Source organism: Streptomyces sp. STAM6, from assembly GCF_054963715.1.
This window is the reverse complement of sequence record NZ_JBUEFZ010000004.1, coordinates 91,377-115,729: the sequence shown is the minus strand read 5'-3', so window position 1 is coordinate 115,729 and position 24,353 is coordinate 91,377. Positions and strand designations below refer to the sequence as shown.

Here is a 24,353-nt window from a genome sequence, read left to right as displayed (position 1 = left end):
GATCGGTAGGGGGCCGGGTGACGGGGTTCGTTCTTCTGCGCGTGCGCGCGCACCGGCCGCTGCTCGCCGCGGCGCTCCTCGCCGTACTGCTGACGACCTCGGTGCTGGCGTCGCTCGCCGCCTTCTCGGGGTCGATCGGGGACGCGGCGCTCCGGCACACCCTGCGGGGCCGTGCCGCGTCCGCCGCCTCGCTCGTGGTCACCGCCCAAGTGCCCCTGGAGCGGCGGGAAGCGGCGGACCAGTCGGCCCGGAAAGGGGCGCGCCGGACGTTCGGCGGGCTGCCGGTCACCGTGCGGAAGCTGGAGCGGTCCGTGTCGTACGCGCTGCCGCGTGAGCTCCGCCCGCGTGCCCGGGGCGGGGGCGGGGACGAGCCGGACCTGACGCATTTCGCCGCCCTCGACCGTTCCCGGCTGCGGCTGGTGCGGGGGAGCTGGCCCGCGGCCGGCTCGGGCGGCACCGGGCCCGTCGGCGTCGCGGTGCCGCAGGAGGCCGCCGAGCGGCTGCGGCTCGGGCCGGGGTCGCGGCTGCCGCTGACCGCCCGGCTCGACGGGCACCGTCTCACCGCGCTGGTCACCGGCGTCTACCGGCTGGCCGATCCGGCCGATCCCTATTGGCGGTTGGACCCGCTCGGGGGCCGGGGTGTGCGGACGGTCGTGTTCACCACGTACGGTCCGCTGGTCGCCGACCCGGCGGTGCTCGCGTCCGGCCGGGTCCCCACCGACGAGACGTCCTGGCTGGCGTCGGCCGACTATTCCGACCTCACCGCCGGATCGATCGGCGCGCTGCGCGCGTCGGCGACGGCCGGTCCGTCGGCCGTCGCCGAAGACCCCGGCTTCGGGGGCGCGGCGAGCGCGCGGACGTCGCTGCCGTCGGTGCTGACCGAGATCGAGCGTGCGCTGCTCGTCTCGCGCTCGACGTTGACGATCGTGGCCGTGCAGCTGGTGCTGCTGGCCGGGTACGCGCTGCTGCTGGTGGCGCGGCTGCTCAGCGCCGAACGGGCCGGGGAGACGGAGCTGTTGCGGGCGCGGGGCGGGTCGCGGCGGCGGATCGCCGGGCTCGTCGCCGCGGAGGCCGCGCTGCTGGCCCTGCCCGCCGCCCTGGTCGCCCCGCTGCTGGCGGGCCCGCTGACCCGGCTGCTGGCCGGGCACGGGACGGCGGCCCGGATCGGTCTGCGGCTCGGCGAGGCCCCGGCCGGGCAGGTGTGGCTGATCGCCGCCGGAGTGGCGGTGTGCTGCGCCGCGGCGGTCGTGGCGCCGGCGCTGGCCTCCACGGCGGGCCCCGCGAGGCTGCTGAGGGGGCGGGCCGCCGCACTGCCGGGTCCGGTGCGGGCGGGCGCGGACGTGGGGCTGCTGCTGATCGCGGCCGTGGCGTACTGGCAGTTGGACCGGCAGTCGGGCGCGTCCGGCGGCGGAGTGCTGAGCGGTGACGGCGAGGGCGGGCTCGGTATCGACCCGCTGCTGGTGCTGGCGCCCGCACTGGCACTGCTGGCGGGGACGGTGCTCACCTTGCGGCTGCTGCCGCCCGCGGCCCGGCTGGCGGAGCGGCGCGCGGCGCGCGGCCGGGGGCTGTCGGCGGCGCTGGCGGGCTGGCAGTTCAGCCGGCGGCCCTCGCGGGGTGCGGGCCCGGTGCTGCTGCTGGTGCTGGCGGTGGCGATGGGCATGCTGGCGATCGGGCAGAGCGCGTCGTGGGACCGCTCGCAGCGCGATCAGGCGGACTTCCGTACCGGCACGTCGGTGCGGGTGCTGGACGACCGGAGCGGTGATCCGGGGGCGGCGGGGGCGTACGCGCGGCTGGCGGGGGTGCGGGACGCGGCACCCGCGCATCGCGCGGTGACCGAGGTGCCCGGTGAGCGTACGGCGACGGTGCTGGCGCTCGACACGGCGCACGCCCGCACGGGGCTGCTCTTGCGGGACGATCTGGCCGGTGGCGGACCGGACCGGCTGTTCGACGGGGTGACGCCGCCGCGGCAGGGGGTACGGCCCGGGCTTGTCCTGCCGGAGGGCACGACGCGGCTCGGGCTGGATCTGCGGATCACCGGCGCGCCCCCCGGGAGCGCCCCGCCCACCGCTCCGGGTGCCGCCGACGCTCCTGCCGTGTCCGGCGCTCCGGGTGCCGCCGACGGTCCGGCCGCATCCGGCGCTCCGACCACGGCCGACGCTCCTGCCGCCTCCACGACCCCCGCCGGCACTCCACCCGCGCCCAGCACCCCAGGCGCCACCCACGCTCCGGCCACATCCGGCGCTCCGAGCACGGCCGACGCTCCTGCCGCCCCCACGACCCCCGCCGGCACTCCACCCGCGCCCAGCACCCCAGGCGCCACCCACGCTCCGGCCACATCCGCAGGCGACGCAGATACGCCACCGGCGTCCGGCACCCCAGGTACCACCGACCCCGCGACCGTGTCCGCGGCTGCGGGCCGGACCCGCGCGGACGCCGCGTCCGGCGGGTCCGGCGGGTCCGGCGGGTCCGGCGGGTCCGGCGCGGCCGGCGCGCCCCGCACGGCCGGCGCCGCGGCGGTCTTTTCCGTGCCTCCGGCCGTCTCCGTCGCCGTGACCGTCGAGGACCGTTACGGCCTCGCGTACCGGCTGCCAGTGGGCGGTCCGGCGGCGGGGCGGGTCACCGTGGACCTGGGGCGGGCGTCCGGCGGGCCGGCCGGGCCGGTGACGCTGACCGGGCTGGAGCTGAACGGGCGGATCCCGTACGGCACGGGCGAGCGGCACCGCTTCACCCTCGAACGGCTGGTGGCGTTCGGCGCGAACGGCGTCACGCGGCCGGTTCCGCTGCCGGGCGGCGGCCTCGGCGCGTGGCGGGCGGCCCTCACCGACAGCATGGCCGCGCCCGGACCGGCGAAGTCCGTCCCGGTCTCGGCCACGGCGCGGACGCCGCTGGCGCTCGTGTACGACACCGGGGTCTCGGCCGTCGATCCCCGGCTCGAACCCGAGGACTTCACCGTACGGATCACCGCGCCGCGCCCGCCGGCCGCCGACGAGGTGCCGGCGATCGCGACGGACGCGTTCCTCGCCGCGGCAGGTGCGCGGGAGGGCGAGAGCCTCGACGTGACGGTCTCCGGGGCACAGCTGCGGGTGCGGATCACCTCCGTCGTACATGAGATCCCGACGACCGGCCCCGGTGTCGCCGGTGCGGTCACCGCCCCGCCGGCCGGGGACGGGGGCGCGCTGCTCGTGGACCTCGACGCGGTGAACCGGCTCCTCGTGTCCCGGTCCGGCGCCCCCCTCGCCCCCACCGAGTGGTGGCTGGCCACCGCCCCGGGGCGGGCCGGTGCTGTGGCGGACGCGCTGCGCGCCCGGGCGGGCACCGACCCCGCGCAGGTGCTGGTGCGGGACGAGACGGCCGGTGAACTGCTGGACGATCCACTCGGTGCGGGCCCGCGGTCGGCGCTGCCGGCGGTCGCGGTGGCCGCGGTGGTGCTGGCGGCGGTGGGCTTCGCGGTGAGCGCGGCCGGTTCGCTGAGGGAACGGGCCGCGGAGTTCGCTGTGTTGCGGGCGCTGGGTGCGCCGCGGCGCCGGCTCGCCCGGCTGCTCGCGGCCGAGCAGGGTCTGCTGGTCGGCGTCGCGTTGCTGGTGGGGCTCGTGCTCGGGGCCGTACTGACGCGGGCCGTGGTGCCGCTGGTCGTGCTCACCGGGCAGGCGGCCCGGCCGGTGCCGGAGGTGCTGGTGGAACTGCCGCCGGGCCCGGTCGCGCTGCTGCTGGCCGGTGTGGTGGTCCTGCCGCTGCTGACGGTGGCGGCGATCGCGCTGCGCCGGCAGGACCCCGCGGTGACGCTGCGCCACCAGGGAGGCAACTGACATGTCCCGCCCGCCGGTTGTGGTCGCCCCGTGGGTGCGGACCAGGCTGCGTACCTTCCCCCTGGCCGCCGTGGCGTCGGCGCTGCTCGTGGCGGTGACCGCGTTCCTGGCCGCCGCGTTCCCGCGGGCCGTCGAGGCGTACGAGACGGAGGGGCTGCGCCATCAGCTGCGCGGTGCCGACCCCGCCGACCGTGTCGTCGAGCTGACCGTCCCCGTGGCGGCCGCCGCCACGGCGGAACTCGAAGCGGCGGTGCGCCCCGAGGCTCTGCGCGGCCTGCACCGGAAGGTCGTCGCGGCCCTGCCGGAACCGGTGCGGGCCGATCCGGCCCAGTCGTCGTACGGGATGCGGACCGACAAGCCGCTGTCCGCGCCGGACCCGGCGCTGCCCGCTCCGGACGGTGTGCCGCCGCAGTTCACCCTGGCCACGCCGTCGGACCTGGCCCGGCACGCGACCGTGCGGGCGGGGCGGCTGCCCGCGGCGCCGTCCGCGGTCACGGCCGGGACCACGGAGGTGGAGGCGGCCGTCACGGCCGGGACGGCGACCACGCTGAAGCTCCGGGCCGGTTCGGTGGTGCGTCTCGCGAACGGAGCCCACGGACGGTTCACCGTGCGGATCACCGGTGTTGTGGAGCCGCGCGCCCCCGACGCGGGCTACTGGTCGGTCGAGCCGGTGCTGCGCACCGCCGAGCTGAAGACGGCTCCCGGTGACGCGCCGCGCCACTACTGGCACGCGGGGCTGCTGCTGGCGCCCGAGGCGGCGCCCGCGCTGCTCGGTACGCCCGGTGAGCCGGAGGCGTTCTGGCGGATCGCGCCCGAGACCTCGGGGCTCACGGTCGGTGATCTGCCGCGGCTGACGTCGGCGGTCGCCTCGCTGACGGGTGGGCCGGATCTGCTGCGGCTGCGGGACACGGTCGGCGGGAACGCCGCCCTGGCCACGCACCTGGACGAGATCGTCGGCTCGTACAGCGGGATGCGCGGCGCGGTCGCCCCGGTGGTGGCGGTCGCCGCGTTCGGGATCGGGGCGGTCGCCGCGGTGGTGCTGGCGATGGCGGGCGGGCTGTCCGCGGCACGGCGCCGCGACGAACTGGCGCTGCTGCGCTCGCGAGGCGGTTCGCTGCGCGGCATCGGCGGGCGTCTGCTCGCGGAGACCGCGGTGGTCGCCGTGCCGGCCGCCGGGCTCGGTCTGCTCCTGGCGGTCCTGCTGGTGGGCGAGGCGCGGCTCGGGCAGGCGGCCGCCGGTGCCGGGGCGGTCGCGCTGGTGGCGTGTGCGGCGCTGCCGCTGCGCGCGGTGCACCTGCACCGGTGGCCGCGGGCGGCGGCCGGGCGGGATGATCTGGTCGCCGCGCGGCCGTCCCGCCGCCGCACGGTGGCCGAACTGACCGTGCTGGTGCTGGCGGTGGGCGCGGTGGTGGCACTGCGGCGACGGGGCACCTCGGAGGACGGCGACCATCTGGTCAGCGCCGCGCCGGTGCTGGTCGCGCTGGTCGCGGCGCTCGTACTCGTGCGGCTGTATCCGGTGCCGCTGCGGTGGCTGGCGCGGCCCGCGCACCGCCTGCGCGGTGCGGTGGGGCATCTGTCGCTGGCGCGGGCGGCCAGGTCGTCGCCGACGGGCGCCGTGCCGCTGCTGGCGCTGCTGGTGGCGCTGACGACGGCGGCGTTCGGCGGCGCGGTGCTGTCGGGTGTGGCGGACGCCCGCGACAGGGCGTCGCTCCAGGCGACCGGGGCCGACGCGCGGGTGTCGGGCCGGGCCGAGGCGGTCCCCCTGCCGGCCGGCCTGGCGGACGCGGTCCGCGGAACGGAAGGCGTACAGGACGTGACGGGTGTGCAGGTCGAGTACGGGGTGCCGCTGGCGTCCCGGCCGGGTGTGCCGGGCTCGCTGGGCATGACCCTGATCGGCGTCTACCCGGCCGCCTACGCGGAGCTGGCGCGCCGCACGGGTCTCGGCGCCTTCCCGGCGGACGCCCTGACGTCCACCCCCCACCCCGGGCGCCCCACCCATCCCACGCCAACCGCCGAACCCCCGGCCCAGGATGCTCAGGGCACACGGCATCCGGTGCTGAGGGCGATCGTGTCGCCTTCCGTCGCCGAGCGGATCGGGAACGAGTCCCTGCTGGTGGAGTCCCGGGCGGGGACGTTCGTGGTACGGGTCGTGGGGGTGCGTGAGCGGACCCCGGCGGTGCCCGACGCGGACTTCCTCGTCGTGGACGGCGCCGCTCTCCCCCACCGCGCGGACACGGTCCTGCTGGTGTCGGGCGGGTCGCTCGACGCCGTGGCGCTGCGGTCGGCCGTCCGGTCGGCCGGCCCGGACCTGTCGGTGCTGCTGCGCTCGGAGGCGCGCGAGCGGTTCGTGGAGTCTCCCATGCAGACCGGCGCCGAACGGGTCTATGCCACGGCTGTCGCGGCCGGCGCCGGGTACGCCGTGCTGGCCCTGTTGTTCTCCTTCCTGCACACGGCGCGTGAGCGGGCGGCCCTGCTGGCCCGGCTGCGCACCTTGGGGCTGACCGGCCGGCAGGGGCGCCGGCTGCTGGTGCTGGAGGCACTGCCGCAGGTGTTGCCGGCCGCGGTGGGCGGAGTGCTCGCCGGCTGGGCGGCCGTCGTGCTGCTGTCCCCCGGCGTGGATCCGGCGCGGCTGGCGCCTGCCGCCGCGCCCGGCTTCGCCGACGCCGGCGGCGTACCGCTCGCGGCCGACGCCTGGTCGCTGACGCTGCCCGCGGTGGGGCTGGTGCTGCTGGCGGCGGCGGTCGCCCTGGCGCAGGCCTGGTGGGTGACCCGCCGGGGACCGATCGGGGAACTGAGGTCAGGAGACATGCGATGAGCGCACGGGAGACCGCCGGCACGACCCTCGCGGAGCTGGAGCGGCGGGCCGCCGCCCGGCGGGAAGGGCCTTCGTACGGGCATGACGCGCTGATCGTCTGCGACCGGCTGGTCCGTGTCTTCACCACGGACGGGGTGGAGGTGCAGGCGCTGCAAGGGCTCGATCTGCTGGTGGCGGAGGGCGAGTTGATGGCGCTGGTGGGGGCGTCGGGCAGCGGCAAGTCGACCCTGATGAACATCCTGGCCGGCCTCGATGTGCCGACGGCGGGGGCGGCCACGGTGGCGGGCCGCGATCTGCTCACGATGGACGCGAAGGCCCGTCTGCACTATCGGCGTGACGTGGTCGGATTCGTGTGGCAGCAGACCTCCCGCAATCTGCTGCCGTATCTGACGGCGGCCCAGAACGTGGCACTGCCCATGCAGTTGCGGGGCCGGAGCCGGCGCAAGGCGGAGCGGGCGCGGGAGCTGCTGGCCATGCTGGAGGTGGAGGACTGCCGCGACCGGCGCCCGCACCAGATGTCCGGCGGTCAGCAGCAGCGGGTCGCGATCGCCGTCGCGCTGGCCAACTCCCCCGCCGTGCTGCTCGCCGACGAGCCGACGGGCGAACTGGACTCGGCGACGGGTGAGCAGGTCTTCGCGGCGTTCCGCCGGGCCAACCAGGAGCTGGGTACGACGATCGTGATCGTCACCCACGACCGGGCGGTGGCGGGCGAGGTCCGCCGGTCGGTCGCCATCCGTGACGGGCGCACCTCGTCGGAGGTCCTGCGCCGTACGGAGGTCGACGCGGAGGGCCGGGAGTCGGTGGTGGCGCGGGAGTACGCGACGCTGGACCGCGCGGGCCGTCTCCAGCTGCCGGCCGAGTACACCCGGACCCTGGGCATGGAACACCGGGTGATGCTGGAGCTGGAGCGGGACCACATCGGCGTGTGGCCGGACGCGGACGCTACGGGGCGTTCCGGACGGGAGTGACGCTCAGTCCGCCGAGGCCGTTCGTGCGGACGGCGACCGAGCCGAACGGGGTGCGCAGCCGGAGCCACGAGCCGGATCCGAGCAGCGTCACCGGCACTTCGTGTCCGGCCGGGGCGGGCGGCAGGAAGCCGAGGGAGTGCGCGGCGTGGGCGGCGCGCAGTGGCAGGCCGGTCGTGCCGATGGTGCGGGACCAGATGTCGTGGCCGATCCGGTCGCGTTCGGCGCGGGTGCGGCGTTCGGCGGGGAGTTCCTCGTCGCGGGCGCGGAATTCGGCCACGGCCGCGGCGACCGCGCCGCGCAGCCCGGCGGCGTCCGGCAGCCCGGGGACCTCCTGCCAGCCGCCGCGCGGGGGCAGGACCCCGGCCCACGGCGGGCCGGTGACGGCGGCGGGCACGATGGCCTTGCCGACGGTCTCCTCGATGCCGTCGAGGAACTGGCCCGCGGAGACGGTGATGTCCAGCGGCGCGTCGTCCATGAGCGCGGCCGTGCGGACGGCGAGCACCTCGAACGACGGTGGGCGCCCGAACACGGCCAGGACCCCGCCGCCGGCCTGGAGGCGGACGGCGGCGGCGCGGTCGTAGTGGAGCAGCCGGGTGAGGAAGGCGGCCAGTCCGGCCGCCTCCCTGGGATCGGCGAAGTGCAGCGGCGCCGTCATGCCGCGGCGGCCTCCCCCTGTCCGCCGGACCGCATGCCGTCGTCCACGTACTCCTGCAGGAACGCCCGCTCCTCGGCGGAGATGCGGCGCGGGCGCTGTGCCTCCAGGTCGAAGGGGACGACGATGGTCGAGGCCCTGACGTACACCTGGTCGGGGTCCTTGATCTCGTACGCGATCGTCAGGGACGCCGCGCCGATCTTCGTCACCCACGACTCGATGGTCACGGGCTCGTGCCGGTGGACCAGCGGCCGTACGTAGTCGATCTCGTGCCGGGCCACGACGGAGCCGCCGGAGAACGAGGGGGAGCCGTCCCCCGGCGCCAGCCGGAACATGAAGTCGATCCGCGCCTCTTCCAGGTACCGCAGGAAGACGACGTTGTTGACGTGCCCGAAGGCGTCCATGTCCGACCAGCGAAGGGGGCAACGGTAGATGTGACGAGCCACTGCTGCTGCCTCAGCCCCGGGTGAGCTTCTTGTAGGTGGCACGGTGCGGGCGGGCGGCGTCCGGACCGAGGCGCTCGATCTTGTTCTTCTCGTAGGACTCGAAGTTGCCCTCGAACCAGAACCACTTGGAGTCGCCCTCGTACGCCAGGATGTGCGTGGCGACTCGGTCGAGGAACCAGCGGTCGTGGGAGACGACCACGGCCGCGCCGGGGAACTCCAGCAGCGCGTTCTCCAGCGACGAGAGGGTCTCGACGTCCAGGTCGTTGGTCGGCTCGTCGAGGAGCAGCAGGTTGCCGCCCTGCTTGAGGGTGAGCGCCAGGTTCAGTCGGTTGCGCTCACCGCCGGACAGCACGCCCGCGGGCTTCTGCTGGTCCGGGCCCTTGAAGCCGAACGCGGAGACGTACGCGCGGGACGGCATCTCGACCTGGCCGACGTTGATGTAGTCCAGCTCGTCGGAGACGACGGCCCACAGCGTCTTCTTGGGGTCGATGTTGGCGCGGCTCTGGTCGACGTAGGAGATCTTGACGGTGTCGCCGACGCGGATCGTGCCGGAGTCCGGCTGCTCCAGGCCCTGGATCATCTTGAACAGGGTGGTCTTGCCGGCGCCGTTCGGGCCGATGACGCCGACGATGCCGTTGCGCGGCAGCGTGAAGCTGAGGTCGTCGATGAGGACCTTGTCGCCGAAGGCCTTGTTGAGGTTCTCGACCTCGACGACGACGTTGCCCAGGCGCGGGCCCGGCGGGATCTGGATCTCCTCGAAGTCCAGCTTCCGCATCTTGTCGGCCTCGGCGGCCATCTCCTCGTACCGGGCGAGGCGGGCCTTGGACTTGGCCTGGCGTCCCTTGGCGTTGGAGCGGACCCACTCCAGCTCTTCCTTGAGCCGCTTCTGGCGCTTGGCGTCCTTCTGGCCCTCGACCTTCAGACGCGCGGCCTTGTTCTCCAGGTAGGTGGAGTAGTTGCCCTCGTAGGGGTGGGCACGGCCGCGGTCGAGCTCGAGGATCCACTCGGCGACGTTGTCGAGGAAGTACCGGTCGTGGGTGATGGCGACGACGGTGCCGGCGTACTTGGCGAGGTGCGCCTCCAGCCACTGCACGGACTCGGCGTCCAGGTGGTTGGTGGGCTCGTCGAGCAGCAGCAGGTCGGGAGCCTCCAGCAGCAGCTTGCAGAGCGCGACGCGGCGCTTCTCACCACCGGAGAGGTTGGTGACGGGCCAGTCGGCGGGCGGGCAGCCGAGGGCGTCCATGGCCTGCTCGAGCTGGGCGTCCAGGTCCCACGCGTTGGCGTGGTCCAGGTCCTCCTGGAGCTTGCCCATCTCCTCCATGAGCTCGTCGCTGTAGTCGGTCGCCATCTGCTCGGCGATCTGGTTGAAGCGGTCGAGCTTGCCCTTGATCTCGGCGACGCCCTCCTGGACGTTCTCCAGGACCGTCTTCTCCTCGTTCAGCGGGGGCTCCTGCAGGAGGATGCCGACGCTGTAGCCGGGGGAGAGGAAGGCGTCACCGTTGGAGGGCTGCTCCAGGCCCGCCATGATCTTGAGCACGGTGGACTTACCGGCACCGTTCGGGCCGACCACACCGATCTTCGCACCGGGCAGGAAGCTCAGCGTCACGTCATCGAGGATGACCTTGTCGCCGTGCGCCTTGCGCGTCTTGCGCATCGTGTAGATGTACTCAGCCAAGAGAAACCGTCCGGCAGTCCGAGAGTGGGCAGATACACCCCATCTTGCCTGACCGCCACCCTGCGACGGAAACCCGTATGCTCCGGCACCCCCGACCAGGGGCTTCGCCGCTTGGTGCCGTAGCTCGCCTGTCACTGTCGGTCGTCATCGATCAGCCTCGGGCGGCCTCGCACGGCCCAGGGACGGCCCGACCCTCGCCTACTGTCCGGGCCTGATCATGCCCAGCGAGCGGACCACCCAAGGCCCGCGCGCACCTCGTACAGCTCTTCTGCACTGGCGCGGTCAAGGCGCAACACGACGTCATCGGCCATGGGCAGCAAAGCTGCCACACGCGTGCCCGGTACATGACCACGGCATTAGGAGTTCGCTCGGCGCCCACCCCACCAGTCAAGCCCAGAACGCAGTGCCTCTGCCCGACTACTTACGAGCGCCACCGCCTACCCGCGTTGCTGTCAGCTACGACGTCAGCGCCGGTCACCACCAGGACCGCTTCTTCTTCCGAAGCTCCTGCTTCTTCGCCTCGGCTTCCTTCTTCTTGCGGTCCGCCTGTGCGCGGGCTGTCCACTCTCCCTGGTGCTGGTAGCACTGGCCACTGCCCACGATGGCCAGCCTCGTACACCGACCCCCGCCCTTCTTTGGAGCTCCGCACTTCGGCTGGGTCACGCCCTCTCCACCCCCTCCTGAGCAGCCGTACGAACCTCGGCATCGTCTCGCGAGCCGGCCATGGCCGGGAAGGCGCGAAGGGGAGCGCAGCGGGGCACACGGCTCCAAAGCCTTCGGCGTCGTCGCCTGGCAGCCGCGGATGGTGTAGCCGAATGCAGTCAAGTAATCGTTGACAGCTTTGAGAGCCCCGGCGGAGACCCCTGTGGCCGCCACCTGCACGCTCAGCGCCAACGAGCGGGGATGACACTGGATAACATTTTCTAGATTGAGGCCAGCCATCTCTGAGCTGGCATTCTTGACGCATCACTACACCAATCGCCGCCAACATTAGGGGGATACGCTGGTGCGCAAGAAGGTTCGGGCATGCTTTAAAAAGCTTAGGCAGGCCGCAAGTTTGCGAATTGCTGTTCAGGCCGGATTCCTTGTGGCCTGCTCTCGTTTCATGTCGCCCGAGCAGATGACGGCGATAGCCGGAGCGCTTCTCCTGCTCCACCAAATCTCCGCCATGAACGGGGGGGAATCTAGGAGCTCTCCCTCTTCCCCTCCTCTTTCGCAATCTCCTCAGGGAGAAGAGAGTCGAGGGCAAGCGACCGAAATGCTGCACCCAGGTTCCACATGTGATCTTCATGCCTGCTCTGGGCATCAATCTCGTAGCCAAAACGGTCCCGGCGACGACGGTTCATGTGATCCTGCTCAGCAGGGCCGTGACCCCCAACGAGTCGAATAAACCGTTGCTCAGCGGCTTGCCTGCTCCGCATGGCCATAGCCTCGGCTATTTCCCGAAAGGTTATTCCACGGCGTCGCGCCTCGCGGAGCAAGCGCTCCTCCGAAGACTCCACCAGGACTTTCAATTCAGTAACAAGAGTCAAGCCATCTAGGATATCTTGGCGACTTCTCCGTGTACCTCGCGCCGGATATGCCATGACGGCAAGAAAGGCGGCCACGTCGATCATGAAGTGGCGCGCCTCTTCAAATGGCGCGGAGTGCCGCTTGGCTAAGCGCTCGCATGCGCGTACGGCTCTGTGGGGCAACCACGTATATCGCTCAGGTGTCGATCGGCCGCTGCGGGGCATGGCGATAACTGTAGTTGCCCCTGGCTAGTCGCGTAGCAACTCTACCCAAATGCGATTCCTGCGGGACACACGATCTGCAGCCACAGCGCACCCTTGCTGTCATCCCGTCTGCCGTCGACCCACACGGAGTGATAGCGGGGCAGTCGCCTGGGGCCCAGGTGGAGCGCCCTGCTGGACGAACGACCTGGGCCCCAGGCGACTGGTCTGCTATGGCTTGCCTGGGTCGACGGCAGACGGGATGACAGCTCACCACCGAGCCCCAAATCGGGCCCGCAGTCGCAGTACCGGCCCCCGGCATCCCGGAGCCGGAGCGCCCCCGCCGGAGGCATCCGTTCTGACGAACAGGTGGCCGACCAACCCAGGCCCATCAAGCCCATAGCCCATGGCGCGCGGCCGGCGGTCCGGGCCAGAGCGGGGCGGAGACAGGAGCGCAGGTCCGGGGCGACGGGCGCGCGACGCCGCCTTGGCGGCGGAAGCGCCCTTGATGAAGTAGGGAAAGTTCTACCGCGCTCCCCCATGGCCGCCTGGTCTGTCGGTGCCTACTCACGTGAGTAGGCACACGGCTACGCTTGTGTCGGGTTAACCCGACACAACGACGGCAGGAGTGTGCTCACCGGATGGGACCGAAGTCTGAGCGGGTCTACCGCACGATTCGCGAGTGGATCGCGACGGGCAAGTACTCGCCAGGTTCCAAGCTCCCGTCCGAGCGGACCCTGTCGGAAGAGCTGAGCATCGGTCGCACGGCTCTGCGCCAGGTGCTGGCCAAGCTCGTCGCTGAGGGCGCCGTGGAGGTCCACGGCCGTAGCTCCTATCGGGTGCCCGACCGGTCCATCACCACTGAAGCGCCCGGCGACGTCGAGCCGTGGCAGATCCATGGCGAGCGGACGGTGTACGACAACCGGTGGGTGAGGCTCACCCTCATGGACGTGGAACCGCCCGGAGTTGAGCGCTTCGAGCATCACGTCGTACGACTGCATCACGTGGCCATCGCGGCCGTCATCGACGACCAGGACCGCGTGCTGATGATGTGGCGGTACCGCTTCGTCCCCCAGACGTTCGGTTGGGAGCTGCCCGGCGGCATCGTGGACGAGGGAGAAGACCCCCTGCAGACAGCACTGCGCGAAGTCGAGGAAGAGACCGGCTGGCGCCCGAACGCCCTGGAGCACGTGGTCACCTACCAGCCGATGGTCGGCATGGTCGACTCGCCCCACGAGATCTACGTGGGCCGGGGAGCAAAGCTCGTCGGTGAGCCGACCGACCTGGAGGAGGCTGGGCACGTCGCCTGGGTGCCCCTCTCCGACATCCCCGGCCTTATGGCCCGTGGTGAGCTGATGGGTTCCGGCACGCTTGTCGCCCTACTGCATGTGCTCGCCTCGCGGGGTGCTGGCGTTGCGCCTACAACCGTTGCGTGAGCTGTTCGATCCGGCGCCGATAGCGGACTGACCCTGTCCGGCTGGCCACAAGACGAGCTTGCCGCAGGTGTTCGTGCGCCTGGTCATACTCGCCGCGCTCCCGGTGCGCCTGGGCCAGGTCGCACCGCAGCCCCGCCGATGCTCGGATGAACGTAGGGTCGGCCGTTTCGAGGGCCGCATACAGGCTGGCCACCGCCTCATCATCGCCTATGAGCGCGAGTGCGTTTCCGCGCCACCTTGCCAGATGTCCTTCGTTCAGGAAGATGCTCAGCATGTCGGGGTCGCGGGCCTCCTCTCCCGCCGGCAGGTGTCGCGCTGCGTGCTCAAGCGCCCGCCGGCACTCGTCGCGGAGACCAGCTCGAGCACAGATCTCAGCCTCGGCCGCGTACAGCCATGCCCTCAGCCGCGGGGACATCGCATTGCCACCGAGCCGATGCGCGTCTCGTACCAGCTGCACCGCCATGTCCGACCGGCCCGCATCACAGAGCACGTAGGCCTGCTCGGCCGTGGCATGAGCGAGGTACATCGGCTCCTCGGCCTCCTGGGCGGCACGCTTGCCCAGCTCGTAGTGGCGCCATGCTCGTTCAACCGCTCCGACATCGAGCGCCTGCCAAGCCGCCAGGGTCGCCGCTCCGGCCAACGCTTTGGCAACTGGCCTACGCGTCTCGGGAAGGACCGCGAAGGTGAGGGCGTCTTCCAGGGTCCCCAAGTGGGCGGTCATCTGGTCGACGAGACTGGCAGCGCCCATCTGCCGGTCCATAGTCCGGAGCAGTTCCGTCTGATCCATGAACGTCTTCACCATCGTCATGCTGACGCTTCGAGCCGCATCGATTCGACTCATGAGCTCGTCATATCCGTCGGCTGCCGCAACTGCAGGCAAAGGCCGCGACTGGCCGTTCAGCTCATCATCCGTAGCCCCGAGCAGAGCGCGAAGGATCTTTGCATAGTGGCTGGAGATCGCCCGTCGGCCGTTCTCCCACTCCGAGACATAGACGCGCAGGCTCGCTGTCGACGCGACGGTCAGCATGTGCTGGTGCGCATGACGCTCGATCTCCCGCACCAGACGCTCTTGTGACCACTCCCGTGCCGTCCTGGCTGCCTTGAGTCCACTCATCACGTAGTGCCGCCCTGCGTAGGGGTGTTGGGGCCGTAGCACCAGCATGCCTGACGTCGACGCAGGTCGGCAGGGGCTAACCGGTCGGGTGTTAACCCCTGTTGGCTACCGGTGCGTTGCCATGAGCGCTTCTCTGGAGGTGTCGCAGTAAGGCGAGTTGAGACGCCGAGCACAGCGACACCGCTTGACATCTGGTGCGCACCAGATGCAATCTACTGGTGCGCACCAGATGGAAGCGCAAACGCCTGCGGCTTTGCTGTGGGCTTCCTCCAACACACAGGAGCGGCGACCCACCGCCAAGCAAGTACGCCGCTCCCGCCCCTGAAAGGGAGTTCCATCATGCGTCAGATCCCCGTCGACACCTCCGCCGCGACCGTGATGGTCGCCAAGCCCGCACAGCTCAAGGTCCGGGACCGTCGGACCGGTGAGATCGCCACGGACACCGAGACCGGCGCCAAGCTGATGACCGTGGACGTGATGTTCGCGGCCAACGACGAGGTGGAGATCCTCTCCGTCACCGTCCCGGAGACCGGGATCTCCGGTGAGCTCGCCATGGGCACGCCCGTCGCCCTGACCGGCCTGATCGCTCGGCCGTGGGAGAACGAGTTCAACGGCCAGAAGCGGCATGGCATCGCCTTCCGCGCGGTCGCCGTCACCTCGCTGGCCGCAACTGGTTCGGCGTCCAAGGCGGCCTGATCATGACGTGGTTCGTGATCATCGTGGTGTTGGTCGTCGCCGCTGCGGGTCTCCTGCGGTGGCGGCGCCCCGCCTGGTACTGGTTGACGTTCGGCGTCGCCTTCGCCGCTCTGCGCGTCCTGGCCCGCTACGCCTCTGTGATGGACGCCTGTGGGCTCACCGTTCCGCCCTCACGCTGGAGCCTCGCCCTGGCCCGGTTGACCAACCGCCCGGTACCCGAGTCCCGCCCGCCCCGCATCCTGCGCTTACGCCCGACCCGGACGGGCCTGGTCCTGCGGCTCAAGCTCCGCCCTGGCCAGGACGCCTTCGATGTCTCGGCCGCGACGGACCGCCTGCGCCACTCCTTCTCCATGTACGGCGTCACCTCCCGCGAGGTGCGCTCAAGCGTGGTGGAAGTACGGATGACCGGCTATGACGTCCTCAAGCGGGTACAGATGCCCGCCAAGGTCGAGCAGGCCCCGATGCGCATCCCCGTCGCGCTTCGCGAAGACGGCTCGGTCCACTATCGCGACTACCGTGCCGTGCCGCACGGTCTGACCCTGGGCGCCACTGAGTCCGGCAAGTCCGTCTATCAGCGCAATCTGGTGGCGGGGCTGGCGCCGCATGACGTCGCCCTGGTCGGCATCGACTGCAAGCAGGGGGTGGAACTCTTCCCGCTCGCTAGCCGGTTCTCCGCCCTCGCCGACAACCCCGACACCGCGCTGGAACTGCTGGAAGCGCTCGTGACTCACATGGAGGGCGTCTATCAACTGATCCGCGCCGAGCAGCGCGTCAGCGTCGCCGTTCCCGATGCGGAGATCGCCGCCGACATCTGGGATCTGCCCGAACACCTGCGCCCGACCCCGATCGTGGTCCTGGTCGACGAGGTCGCCGAACTGGCTCTCTTCGCCACCAAGGACGAGGAGAAGCGACGGGACCGCATCATCACCGCCCTGGTCCGCCTCGCCCAGCTCGGCCGCGCCGCCGGCATCTATCTCGAAATCTGCGGGCAGCGCTTCGGCTCCGAACTCGGCAAGGGCATCACCATGCTGCGTGCCCAGCTCACCGGCCGGACCGCCCACCGGGTCAATGACGAGACCTCCGCCAACATGGCCTTCGGCGACATCTCCCCCGACGCCGTCCTGGCCGCCATCCAAATCCCGGCCGAAATGCGTGGGATCGCTATCGCCGGGGACTCCACCGGTGGCTGGCACCGCATCCGCGCCCCGCACACTTCCCTGCGGCAGGCCGTGAACATCTGCAACAAGCACGCACACCGCACTCCGGACCTGCCCGCCCTGACTGCCTTCCGGCCCGTGGTTGCTCTGCCTCCGGCCCGTGTGTCGCTGTCCAAGACAGCTCCCGCCACGGCCTAGATCCACCTCGCTCACGGTCGGCGCGACCGCAAGCGCGCCAAGTCCCTACCCCCGCCATGCCAAGAATCGGGAGGCGCATCAGTGAACGCCCGCGAGGACTTCCACCGCACGGTGCAGTTACTCGGCGCCCTGACCCTGTACGCCCACACCCCCGGCGCGGACCTGGTCTTCGTCAACGCAGTGGGCCCGTGTCTCGCCCTGTCTTTGCCGGAGCCGCTACCCGGCGTCTTCCCGCCCGGCTACGACCCCGATGACGGCCCCACCTACCCCGGCGAGGACTTGTGATGGCCCGCCCCACCGTCCGCGTCGACGCCGTCCTGGTCCAAGCTGTCATAGCCGGGGCGCTGTCCTTCGCCCACCTGCATGACCTCGCAGCCGCTGCCGGACAGGACGGCTGGAAGGCCTGGGCCTATCCCGTCAGCGTCGACTTGCTGCTGGTGGCCGCGTGGCGACGTCTGCGGACCGACGGACCGTCCCGGCTGGCCTGGTGCTGGTTCGTGGTCGCCCTGTTCGCCTCGCTCGGTGCCAACATCGCCACCGCAGGACTGCTCGACCTAAGCGACGTCCCGGCCTGGCTGCGCATCCTCGTCGCCGCATGGCCCGCTCTCGCCTTCATGGGCGGCACCCTTCTTGCCCACTCTGCCAAGGATCGCGCGGCGCAACCGCCGGCACGCACGGCCCCCGAACCTGAGCCCGATCTCTCCGCCAACGAGGTGGAGCAGAAGAGCTACCCGACAGCTGAGGCCGAGCAGACCCCGTCGCTTCCGGCGCCCGAGCCCCTTCCGGCACCACCTGCTGTCCCGGCTCCGCCCGTCCCGGCCGCGCTGGTCGACCACGCCCGCAAGGTCGCCGACGACCACCAGGCCCGCACTGGCGCCCCGATCGACAGCGACACCCTGCGCGCCCGCCTCGGCGTACCGCCCCAACTCGCCAAGGCCATCGCCGCCCAACTCACGTGACCTCGAAGGGAGAAACCCAATGACCCGTGACCCGGCCGACCTGACCGCCGCCGACTACCTCGACAGCGCCCGCGAGATGACCGCCGCTGACCGGCCCTACCTTGCGCACCTGCTCGCCGAGGAAGCTGCCCAGCTCACCAACGACCCGGCCACCGCCGCCGGTATCCGCGCCACCTACCCCGACCCGTCGGCCACCCGAACGGAGAGCGACTGACATGCCCGCCCGCGACCACTTCCACGCCGTGATGCGGATTGGACCCGTGCAGATCGGCACCCACCGCGACCGCCACGGCCAGACCAAGCACGCCGCCGTGTGCACCACGGACCGCTGCGGCTGGTCCGCCGACTACTCCAGCCAGTCCGCCGCCCAGCTCGCCGCCCGAACCCACCGCTGCCGGGTCCGCTAGGAGACCACCGCCATGGACGTCCCGCTCTGGCTCGCCCTGATCGCCGTCGGCTACCTCGGCGTCAAGCTCATCCGCCCGCCTTGGTGGCTCATCGCCGTCCTCCTGCTCGGCGGCTACCTCCTCGCCGACAGCCTCCTCGCCCCGGTCATCGACACCGCCGTCAAGTAGGGAGAAACGTCATGCTCCGCCCGAAGATCCCGACCAACCCGGCCCCGACTGGCCTTGTCACTCCGCCCGCTGTCGTCGAACCGACGGCCGTCGTGGCCCAGCCGAGCACACAGGCGCCGGCCCCTGCTCCTGCCCGGGCCACGGTTCAACTCACTCCTGGTGGCCTGGCCGCACTCGTGGGCGGCGGCACCGCCGTCGTCCTTGTCGTCGGCGCCGTCCTCGTCTCGCTGCTCCTGGCGGTCGCCGTCACCGGCGTTTCACTCGCGATCTGCGCCCTGGTGATCCGCTCGCTGGTCAACGCCCAGCGCTCCTAACCGGCCCCCGGGGCGGCCGTCAACCGCCAAGTATCCGCCGCCCCGGAAGCCGTGCCCTATCCGATCTCGCAACCGGAAGGAACCGCCAGCATGACTCACCGCACTGCACCCCCGGCCCGAATCTGCCCGAACTGCGACGGCTTCGGCTCCGCCGCCATCACCCTCGGCGGCCGGGACTCCCGTGGCCACCTGCGCACCATCACCGCGCACTGCCGGGCCTGCCAGGGCACCGGAACCCGCCGCCCGGCCCGTACGCCAGAGGGCGCCCGTGCCTGACACACTGCTCGACCCGACCACCCTCGGCGACCTGCTGAGGGTGGCTTCGGCCTCTGACTACTCACGCTGGGAAGACCAGGTCCGCCGCACCGGCGGCTGTGCCGACCCCATCCACCTGTGCGGCTGGACCCTCACCAAGGACAAGGTCACCGGCGAGACCCTGCACCACTACTCCACCGAGAACGAACCGGGCGGACGCCTCCGCGTCGCCTGCGGCAACCGCCGGGCCTCCCGCTGTCCGTCCTGCGCCTGGACCTACGCGGGCGACACCTACCACCTCATCCGCGCAGGCCTGGCCGGAGACGACCGCCGCGACATCCCCGCCACCGTCCGCGATCACCCGCGCGTCTTCGCCACCCTCACGGCCCCCTCGTTCGGCCCCGTCCACAACCGGCCCGACCGGCGTACCTGCCGCTGCGGCACCCGTCACGCCGCCGACGCCCCTGCCCTCGGAACCGCGCTCGATCCCGCCACCTACGACTACGCGGGCGAGGTCCTGTTCAACAACCACGCCGGTCAGCTGTGGCAGCGCTTCACCAACCGGCTCCGCCGCGAGCTCGCCGCTCGTGCCGGCCTTTCGCAGCGCGAGCTGAAGGAGTGCGCACGGCTGTCGTACGGCAAGGTCGCCGAGTTTCAGAAGCGAGGCGCCGTTCACTTCCATGCCGTGATCCGCCTCGACGGACCCGAGGGGCCCGAGACAGCACCGCCGTCCTGGGCAACGGTGGAACTCCTCTCCGACGCGATCCGCGCCGCCGCCGCTCACCCGTACTCCTCGGTCTCGGTTCCCGCTGTCGGCGACCAGCCCGCCCGCACATTCCAGTGGGGCAGGCAGCTGGATGTCCGCCCGGTGAAGGCGTTCGGGGACGGCTCCGACATCACCGAGGAGGCCGTCGCCTCCTACGTCGCCAAGTACGCCACGAAGGCCGCCGAGAACACCGGCACGCTTGACCGCCGCATTGGCGAGCTCTCCGAACTCGACCGGCATGGCGTGCCCGACCATGCCCGCAGCCTCGTCAAGGCGTGCAAGGAGCTCGACCCGCTCTATCCCGATCGCCGTCTCTGGGCGTGGGCCCACATGCTCGGCTTCCGAGGACACTTCTCCTCCAAGTCCCGCCGCTACTCGACCACGCTCGGCGCCCTTCGCCGGGAACGCGCCGACTACCGCGCCTCTGAGGAACGCAACGCCCTCGGCCTGGACGACGTCGAGCCGGACACCGTGCTCGTCCTCGCCGACTGGCAGTACGCCGGACACGGCCACACCCCCGGCGAATCCGTCCTCGCGGCCTCCATCGCCCGAGACCTCCAGCTCAACCGCGAAACAGCCCGCGAAGCCATACGAGAACGCCTCGTCGACGAGAGGGAGTGGTGACCGTGGCCTCCGAACTTCCCAGCCGCTTCCTCACGCCTGAGGACCTGGTGGAGATGTTCGAGCTACCCAGCGTCGAGACGGTCTACCAGTGGCGGCGCAAGCGGACCGGTCCCCGCGGCTTCCGGGTCGGCCGGCACCTGCGCTTCGACCCCGGCGACGTTCGGGCCTGGGTGGACTCCCAGCTCGGGGAGGCTGCCTGATGGCTGGACACATCCAAGACCGCTGGTACCGGAACGAGACCGGGCCGGACGGCAAGGCGCGCAAGGTCAAGACCGATCGTCACGGCATCGGTCTGCGCTACCGGGCCCGCTACATCGGGCCGGACGGCACCGAGAAGTCGAAGAGCTTCCCTGACAAGCAGAAGCGCTTGGCCGACACATGGCTGACGAACATCGAAGCCGACATGGCGCGCGGCCAGTACATCGACCCGCGAGCAGCCAGGGTCACCTTCCGGGAGTACACCGAACGCTGGCTCGCCGCGCTCACCATCGATCTCTCCAGCCGGGCCGCCGTGGAAGGCAGGCTGCGCCTTCACGCTCTGCCGCACCTGGGGACTCGGCCGATCGGGTCGTTCCAGCCCGAGCACATCCGTGACTGGAACCGCCAGCTCGACGAGACGGTGGCGTCGGCGCAGTACCGGCGCCTCATCTTCGACGCTGTGTCCTCCGTGTTGAACGCGGCCGTGGATGACCGTCTGCTGGCCTCGAACCCGTGCCGGGCCCGATCGGTCAAGGCGCCCCGTCCCGTGCCGACACGCGTCCGTCCGTGGTCCGCAGAGCGGGTGTTCAGCGTGCGAGCTGGCCTGCCCGAGCAATACAGCGCCATGGTCGACCTGGGCGCCGGGTGCGGACTGCGGCAGGGTGAGATCTTCGGCCTGGCCGTCGACGCCATCGGGGACCTGGGCTGGCTGTACGTACGTCAGCAGGTCAAGAAGGTTCGCGGCACGCTGGTCTTCGCCCCACCCAAGCGGGGCAAGCTCCGTGACGTGCCGCTCGACTCCGAGGTGTCGGCCGCTCTGCAGGAGCACATGGAGCGATTCCCACCCGCCGAGGTGACCTTGCCCTGGCTGACCCCGACCGGACCGAAGGTCACGCATCGGCTCGTCTTCACGAGCGGCGTCGGGTCCGCCCTCTGGAGCCAGGGGTTCAACGACCAGTACTGGAAGCCCGCTCTGGCTTCCGCCGGCGTCATCCCTGTCCCGGAGAAGGGCCAGAGGTACGCGGCCGCCCGTGAGCACGGGATGCATGCCCTGCGGCACTTCTACGCCTCGGTCCTCCTGGACGCCGGGGAAAGCATCAAGGCTCTGAGCCTCTACCTCGGCCACAGCGACCCGGGTTTCACGCTCCGGGTATACACGCACCTGATGCCGAGCAGCGAGACGCGGACTCGGAAGGCGATCTCCGCGATGTACCGGGCCGCCGGCCACGCTCACGACGGCCCAGTGACGGCCCACGCTGCCTGAGACGGCCCCTCATCGGCGGGATTCCTGCTGGTGAGGGGCCTTTTCGTGCCCTCTGACGGCAAGTAACACCCCATCTTGCCTGACGGCCCGCCCCCGACGGAAACCAGTACCGGGCGGGCCGGGCGGGCCGTGTGCGCGGCGCCCGCGGGACGGTGGCCCCGGGAGCGCGGCCGCGCGGCCCCGGGGCGGGCACTCACCGTCACAGCGAGGTCACTCCGCGGTGTCGGTGTCCTTCTTCCTGCGGACGAGGAACACCGCGGCCCCGCCGATGACCAGGAAGGCGACGGCGATACCGGCGATCATGGGCGTGGTGTTGGACGCGCCTGTCTCGGCGAGGTCCAGGTCGCCGGTGCCGCCGCCGGCGGTCGTGCCGGACGTGGCGCCGCCCGAGAGGGGGCTGGGCTGGGAGCCCGGCCGTCCGGTCATGGTGGCCGTGCTGCCAGTGGTCTTGCAGTCGAGGACGCCCTTGAACGTCTTCGTGTACCCGCCGGGGCCCTCGATCGTGAATTCGTACGCCTGGTCCTCGGCGACCGGGACGGTGATCGTCCGGGACTCGCCGGGCTGGACGTCGTGCTCCAGGCCGAGGAGCTTGAAGCGGAACGCCGCGTCGCCCGTGTTGCCCGCGGTGATGTCGACGCCGCCCTTGGCGCAGTTCTTCTTCGCCGAGAGCGCCGGCAGGGCGCCCTTGCGGGCCCAGGTGGCGGTCGCCGTGGCGGAGACCGTCGACTGGCTGGAGCCGGCCAGGATCTGGGTCTGGCTCTTGCCGGTGGCGGTGAAGGCACGGCCGACCGGCACGGAGGTGGTGGCCTGAACGGTCAGCTCGGCGGCCCCGTCGGCGGCCTTGGCGGGCACGTCGAGAAACAGCTTGCTGCCGTCGGTCGCGGTGGTGGCGGGCTTGCCGGCGGCGTCGGTGACCTTGATGCCGCTGGCGGCGGCGTCGGCGGGCGGGTTCACCGTCACCCGGTCGGCGTCGGTGTGGACGGTGACCGGCCCGATCCGGGTCCCGGGCCGGCCGGAGACCGCCGCCGGCTCCAGGCTGAGCGACGCCGCGGGCTCCTGGACGTTCTTGGCTTCCTTCTCCAGCCAGTCGGCGAGCTTCTCGGCGGCCGGGTCGAGGGCCTCGACCGCGGCGCCGTCCGAGTACCTCCAGATCGCGACCTGGGTGCCGGCCGCGGCGGTCTCCCTGGTGAGCGCGCCCGTCTTGGCCTTCCTGGCCAGTCCGACGAGGTCGTCGACCTGGGGGTAGGAGTGCTGAAGGATCCAGTGGATGCGGCCCGCGTCCTTGTTCCCGGCGAGCGCGGTCTGGTCCCAGGAGGTCTCCAGGTACCTGGCCTTCTCCTGGGTGGGGTTGTGCATGTCGATGCAGTACGTCTTGAGGGTTCCACCGCCGTCGACGGTCATTTCGAACAGGCCGGCGGGCAGCTCGTGGTTCTCGCCGTCGGCATGGAGCACGGCCCGGTCGTAGGTCGTCAGCCCGCGGAGGGTCGCGGCGGCGCCGCCCGTGTGCCGGGTCGCTTCGTCGGCGGCGGCACCGGCCGCACCCGCGAGGGCGCCTCCCGCGATCAGGGCCGAGGCGACGACCGCGCCGGCGAGGCGAGCGGTGCGCTTCTTCCGCCCACGTACAGAAAACGCAGCAAACACAGAATTCCCCTCCGGGCGAGGCCCTTTCGCGTGGAACGCGTGGGGGGAGTGCCTCGCCTGCCGACTCAAGTGCCCCATGAGTACCCGGGAATCCTAGAAGTGCGGCCAAGCACAGTCCCCCGTCATACCGTCAGACAACCATTCCGAATCGGAATCGTTATCGCGAACACCTCGACAGGCGGTTGTCACTCGCCGAATCTCCACATTCTCCCTGCGTGCCAGGGCTCTTACCGGTCCGTGCGGGGGCGGGACGCCCGTCGCCGGGGCGCGGCGGCGACCGGTCCGCCCCGCACCGGCCGTAGCGCGTGCGGCCCTTGGGCAGGTCAGGGAGGCGCCGGCGACCCGGCCGTATGGCGTCCCGGCTCACCGGATCGTGCGACGCCCCGACGGCCGCCTCCCCCACCCCCGTACGGCCGTATCCCCGCGTCCGTTCAGGGCACGGCCGGGCGCGGGTCAGGGCGCCAAGGCCGGCACCGCCTGCTCGGGAGGGGGCACCGGCTGCTCGGGGGCGGGCTCTCCCGGCTCGGGGGCCGCCCGCGGTGCCTGACGCGGTGCTTCCGCCGTGTGCCCCGGCTCCTGTCGGTCCGTCGGCCGGGGTTCGCTCCTCATCACCCGCCTGAACGCCGCCGTCCCTCGCGACAGGTCGTGGCCGGCCGCCACCGCGTCGATGTCCACGAACGTCCTGCGCTGCCCGTCCCGGTCCTCCTCCCGGACCTTCAGCCGGCCGTGCAGCACGAGGGGGTCGCCGACCGAGACGGACGCGGCGAGATTGGCCCCGAGCGCCCGCCAGGCGTACACCGTGTAGAAGCTGGTCGGCCCGTCGGCCCAGCAGGACTTCTCCCGGTCCCAGCGCCGCGCCGTCGCCGCGAAGCGAAACCTGGCCACACCCCCTGCCGCGGTGTCCCGGAACTCCACGCCCGTCGCCACGTTGCCCACCACGGTCACCAAGGTGTCGTTCATGACGCACACCCCTCCCCTTCTTCCCGTTTCCCCGCCGGTCGCGGCGGCCCGGACCCAGAACCGGCCGCCGTCCTCCGTCCCCATGCTGGCGGTCCCCGGGGGATTCCGCCGGGGCCTGTGGA

At 71.7% G+C, this 24,353-nt stretch carries 24 protein-coding genes; 16 read left to right on the top strand and 8 right to left on the bottom strand.

Annotation, left to right across the window (positions count from 1 at the left end; genetic code table 11):
* The first annotated feature begins 17 nt into the window (after window positions 1-17).
* Genes ACY34K_RS07280 through ACY34K_RS07270 form a run of 3 tightly spaced genes read left to right on the top strand, consistent with a single transcriptional unit; the run spans window position 18 to window position 7,589 of the window.
* Window positions 18-3,806, top strand: coding sequence for an FtsX-like permease family protein (locus tag ACY34K_RS07280; protein WP_462744980.1), 3,789 nt, complete (start codon window positions 18-20; stop codon window positions 3,804-3,806).
* A 1-nt stretch (window position 3,807) separates the two neighbouring features.
* A complete protein-coding gene (locus tag ACY34K_RS07275) occupies window positions 3,808-6,621 on the top strand; it encodes an ABC transporter permease (RefSeq protein ID WP_462744978.1) in 2,814 nt (937 codons plus the stop codon).
* On the top strand, window positions 6,618-7,589 hold the full coding sequence (locus ACY34K_RS07270) for an ABC transporter ATP-binding protein (RefSeq protein ID WP_462744976.1): 972 nt from the start codon (window positions 6,618-6,620) through the stop codon (window positions 7,587-7,589). Before ACY34K_RS07275 ends, ACY34K_RS07270 begins: the two co-directional genes overlap by 4 nt.
* On the opposite strand, the gene ACY34K_RS07265 is transcribed toward ACY34K_RS07270, so the two are convergent.
* From ACY34K_RS07265 to ACY34K_RS07245, 5 genes are all read right to left on the bottom strand, one after another.
* Entirely contained in the window at window positions 7,564-8,244 is a 681-nt protein-coding gene (locus tag ACY34K_RS07265; protein WP_462744974.1) for a hypothetical protein, read from the bottom strand. The two genes, ACY34K_RS07270 and ACY34K_RS07265, sit on opposite strands and share 26 nt — an antisense overlap.
* Window positions 8,241-8,687 (bottom strand): acyl-CoA thioesterase, encoded by a 447-nt coding sequence (locus tag ACY34K_RS07260; protein WP_462744972.1) that lies wholly within the window; start codon window positions 8,685-8,687, stop codon window positions 8,241-8,243. The genes ACY34K_RS07265 and ACY34K_RS07260 overlap by 4 nt, the downstream gene beginning before the upstream one ends.
* A 10-nt stretch (window positions 8,688-8,697) precedes the next feature.
* Window positions 8,698-10,362: an energy-dependent translational throttle protein EttA gene (ettA, locus tag ACY34K_RS07255; RefSeq protein ID WP_462744970.1), complete on the bottom strand. Its 1,665-nt coding sequence runs from the start codon at window positions 10,360-10,362 to the stop codon at window positions 8,698-8,700.
* A 474-nt stretch (window positions 10,363-10,836) separates the two neighbouring features.
* Entirely contained in the window at window positions 10,837-10,962 is a 126-nt protein-coding gene (locus ACY34K_RS07250; RefSeq protein ID WP_462744969.1) for a hypothetical protein, read from the bottom strand.
* A 584-nt stretch (window positions 10,963-11,546) separates the two neighbouring features.
* Window positions 11,547-11,894 (bottom strand): hypothetical protein, encoded by a 348-nt coding sequence (locus tag ACY34K_RS07245; protein ID WP_462744967.1) that lies wholly within the window; start codon window positions 11,892-11,894, stop codon window positions 11,547-11,549.
* 821 nt (window positions 11,895-12,715) lie between these two features.
* On the opposite strand from ACY34K_RS07245, the gene ACY34K_RS07240 reads away from it, so the two are divergent.
* A complete protein-coding gene (locus tag ACY34K_RS07240; RefSeq protein ID WP_462744965.1) occupies window positions 12,716-13,510 on the top strand; it encodes an NUDIX domain-containing protein in 795 nt (264 codons plus the stop codon).
* On the opposite strand, the gene ACY34K_RS07235 is transcribed toward ACY34K_RS07240, so the two are convergent.
* Window positions 13,494-14,537: an XRE family transcriptional regulator gene (locus tag ACY34K_RS07235; protein WP_462745479.1), complete on the bottom strand. Its 1,044-nt coding sequence runs from the start codon at window positions 14,535-14,537 to the stop codon at window positions 13,494-13,496. The two genes, ACY34K_RS07240 and ACY34K_RS07235, sit on opposite strands and share 17 nt — an antisense overlap.
* 426 nt (window positions 14,538-14,963) lie before the next feature.
* On the opposite strand from ACY34K_RS07235, the gene ACY34K_RS07230 reads away from it, so the two are divergent.
* From ACY34K_RS07230 to ACY34K_RS07175, 12 genes are all read left to right on the top strand, one after another.
* Window positions 14,964-15,320, top strand: coding sequence for an SCO3933 family regulatory protein (locus tag ACY34K_RS07230; RefSeq protein WP_462744963.1), 357 nt, complete (start codon window positions 14,964-14,966; stop codon window positions 15,318-15,320).
* Window positions 15,321-15,322: 2 nt separating this feature from the next.
* Entirely contained in the window at window positions 15,323-16,675 is a 1,353-nt protein-coding gene (locus ACY34K_RS07225; protein ID WP_462744961.1) for an FtsK/SpoIIIE domain-containing protein, read from the top strand.
* Between the two features lie 81 nt (window positions 16,676-16,756).
* Window positions 16,757-16,960, top strand: a complete 204-nt coding sequence (locus ACY34K_RS07220; protein WP_462744959.1) for a hypothetical protein — start codon at window positions 16,757-16,759, stop codon at window positions 16,958-16,960.
* Window positions 16,960-17,634: a DUF2637 domain-containing protein gene (locus tag ACY34K_RS07215; protein ID WP_462744957.1), complete on the top strand. Its 675-nt coding sequence runs from the start codon at window positions 16,960-16,962 to the stop codon at window positions 17,632-17,634. The genes ACY34K_RS07220 and ACY34K_RS07215 overlap by 1 nt, the downstream gene beginning before the upstream one ends.
* Before the next feature lie 19 nt (window positions 17,635-17,653).
* Window positions 17,654-17,848 carry a hypothetical protein gene (locus tag ACY34K_RS07210; RefSeq protein ID WP_462744955.1) on the top strand — a complete coding sequence of 65 codons (195 nt, stop codon included), beginning with the start codon at window positions 17,654-17,656 and terminating at the stop codon, window positions 17,846-17,848.
* 1 nt (window position 17,849) lies between these two features.
* A complete protein-coding gene (locus tag ACY34K_RS07205) occupies window positions 17,850-18,041 on the top strand; it encodes a mobile element transfer protein (protein ID WP_462744953.1) in 192 nt (63 codons plus the stop codon).
* A 12-nt stretch (window positions 18,042-18,053) separates the two neighbouring features.
* A complete protein-coding gene (locus ACY34K_RS07200) occupies window positions 18,054-18,209 on the top strand; it encodes a hypothetical protein (protein ID WP_462744951.1) in 156 nt (51 codons plus the stop codon).
* A gap of 11 nt (window positions 18,210-18,220) precedes the next feature.
* On the top strand, window positions 18,221-18,523 hold the full coding sequence (locus ACY34K_RS07195; RefSeq protein ID WP_462744949.1) for a SpdD-like protein: 303 nt from the start codon (window positions 18,221-18,223) through the stop codon (window positions 18,521-18,523).
* A 90-nt stretch (window positions 18,524-18,613) separates the two neighbouring features.
* On the top strand, window positions 18,614-18,799 hold the full coding sequence (locus tag ACY34K_RS07190) for a hypothetical protein (protein ID WP_462744947.1): 186 nt from the start codon (window positions 18,614-18,616) through the stop codon (window positions 18,797-18,799).
* Window positions 18,792-20,168 carry a replication initiator protein RepSA gene (repSA, locus tag ACY34K_RS07185; protein WP_462744946.1) on the top strand — a complete coding sequence of 459 codons (1,377 nt, stop codon included), beginning with the start codon at window positions 18,792-18,794 and terminating at the stop codon, window positions 20,166-20,168. Before ACY34K_RS07190 ends, repSA begins: the two co-directional genes overlap by 8 nt.
* Complete coding sequence (locus ACY34K_RS07180) at window positions 20,162-20,368, top strand: helix-turn-helix transcriptional regulator (RefSeq protein ID WP_462744944.1); 207 nt, start codon at window positions 20,162-20,164, stop codon at window positions 20,366-20,368. The genes repSA and ACY34K_RS07180 overlap by 7 nt, the downstream gene beginning before the upstream one ends.
* On the top strand, window positions 20,368-21,630 hold the full coding sequence (locus tag ACY34K_RS07175) for a tyrosine-type recombinase/integrase (protein ID WP_462744942.1): 1,263 nt from the start codon (window positions 20,368-20,370) through the stop codon (window positions 21,628-21,630). Before ACY34K_RS07180 ends, ACY34K_RS07175 begins: the two co-directional genes overlap by 1 nt.
* Window positions 21,631-21,840: 210 nt before the next feature.
* Here ACY34K_RS07175 and ACY34K_RS07170 read toward each other — a convergent pair whose 3' ends face one another.
* Together ACY34K_RS07170 and ACY34K_RS07165 are read right to left on the bottom strand one after the other, a co-directional pair.
* On the bottom strand, window positions 21,841-23,271 hold the full coding sequence (locus ACY34K_RS07170; protein WP_462744940.1) for a Cys-Gln thioester bond-forming surface protein: 1,431 nt from the start codon (window positions 23,269-23,271) through the stop codon (window positions 21,841-21,843).
* Between the two features lie 453 nt (window positions 23,272-23,724).
* Window positions 23,725-24,231 (bottom strand): single-stranded DNA-binding protein, encoded by a 507-nt coding sequence (locus tag ACY34K_RS07165; RefSeq protein ID WP_462744938.1) that lies wholly within the window; start codon window positions 24,229-24,231, stop codon window positions 23,725-23,727.
* Between the last annotated feature and the right edge of the window lie 122 nt (window positions 24,232-24,353).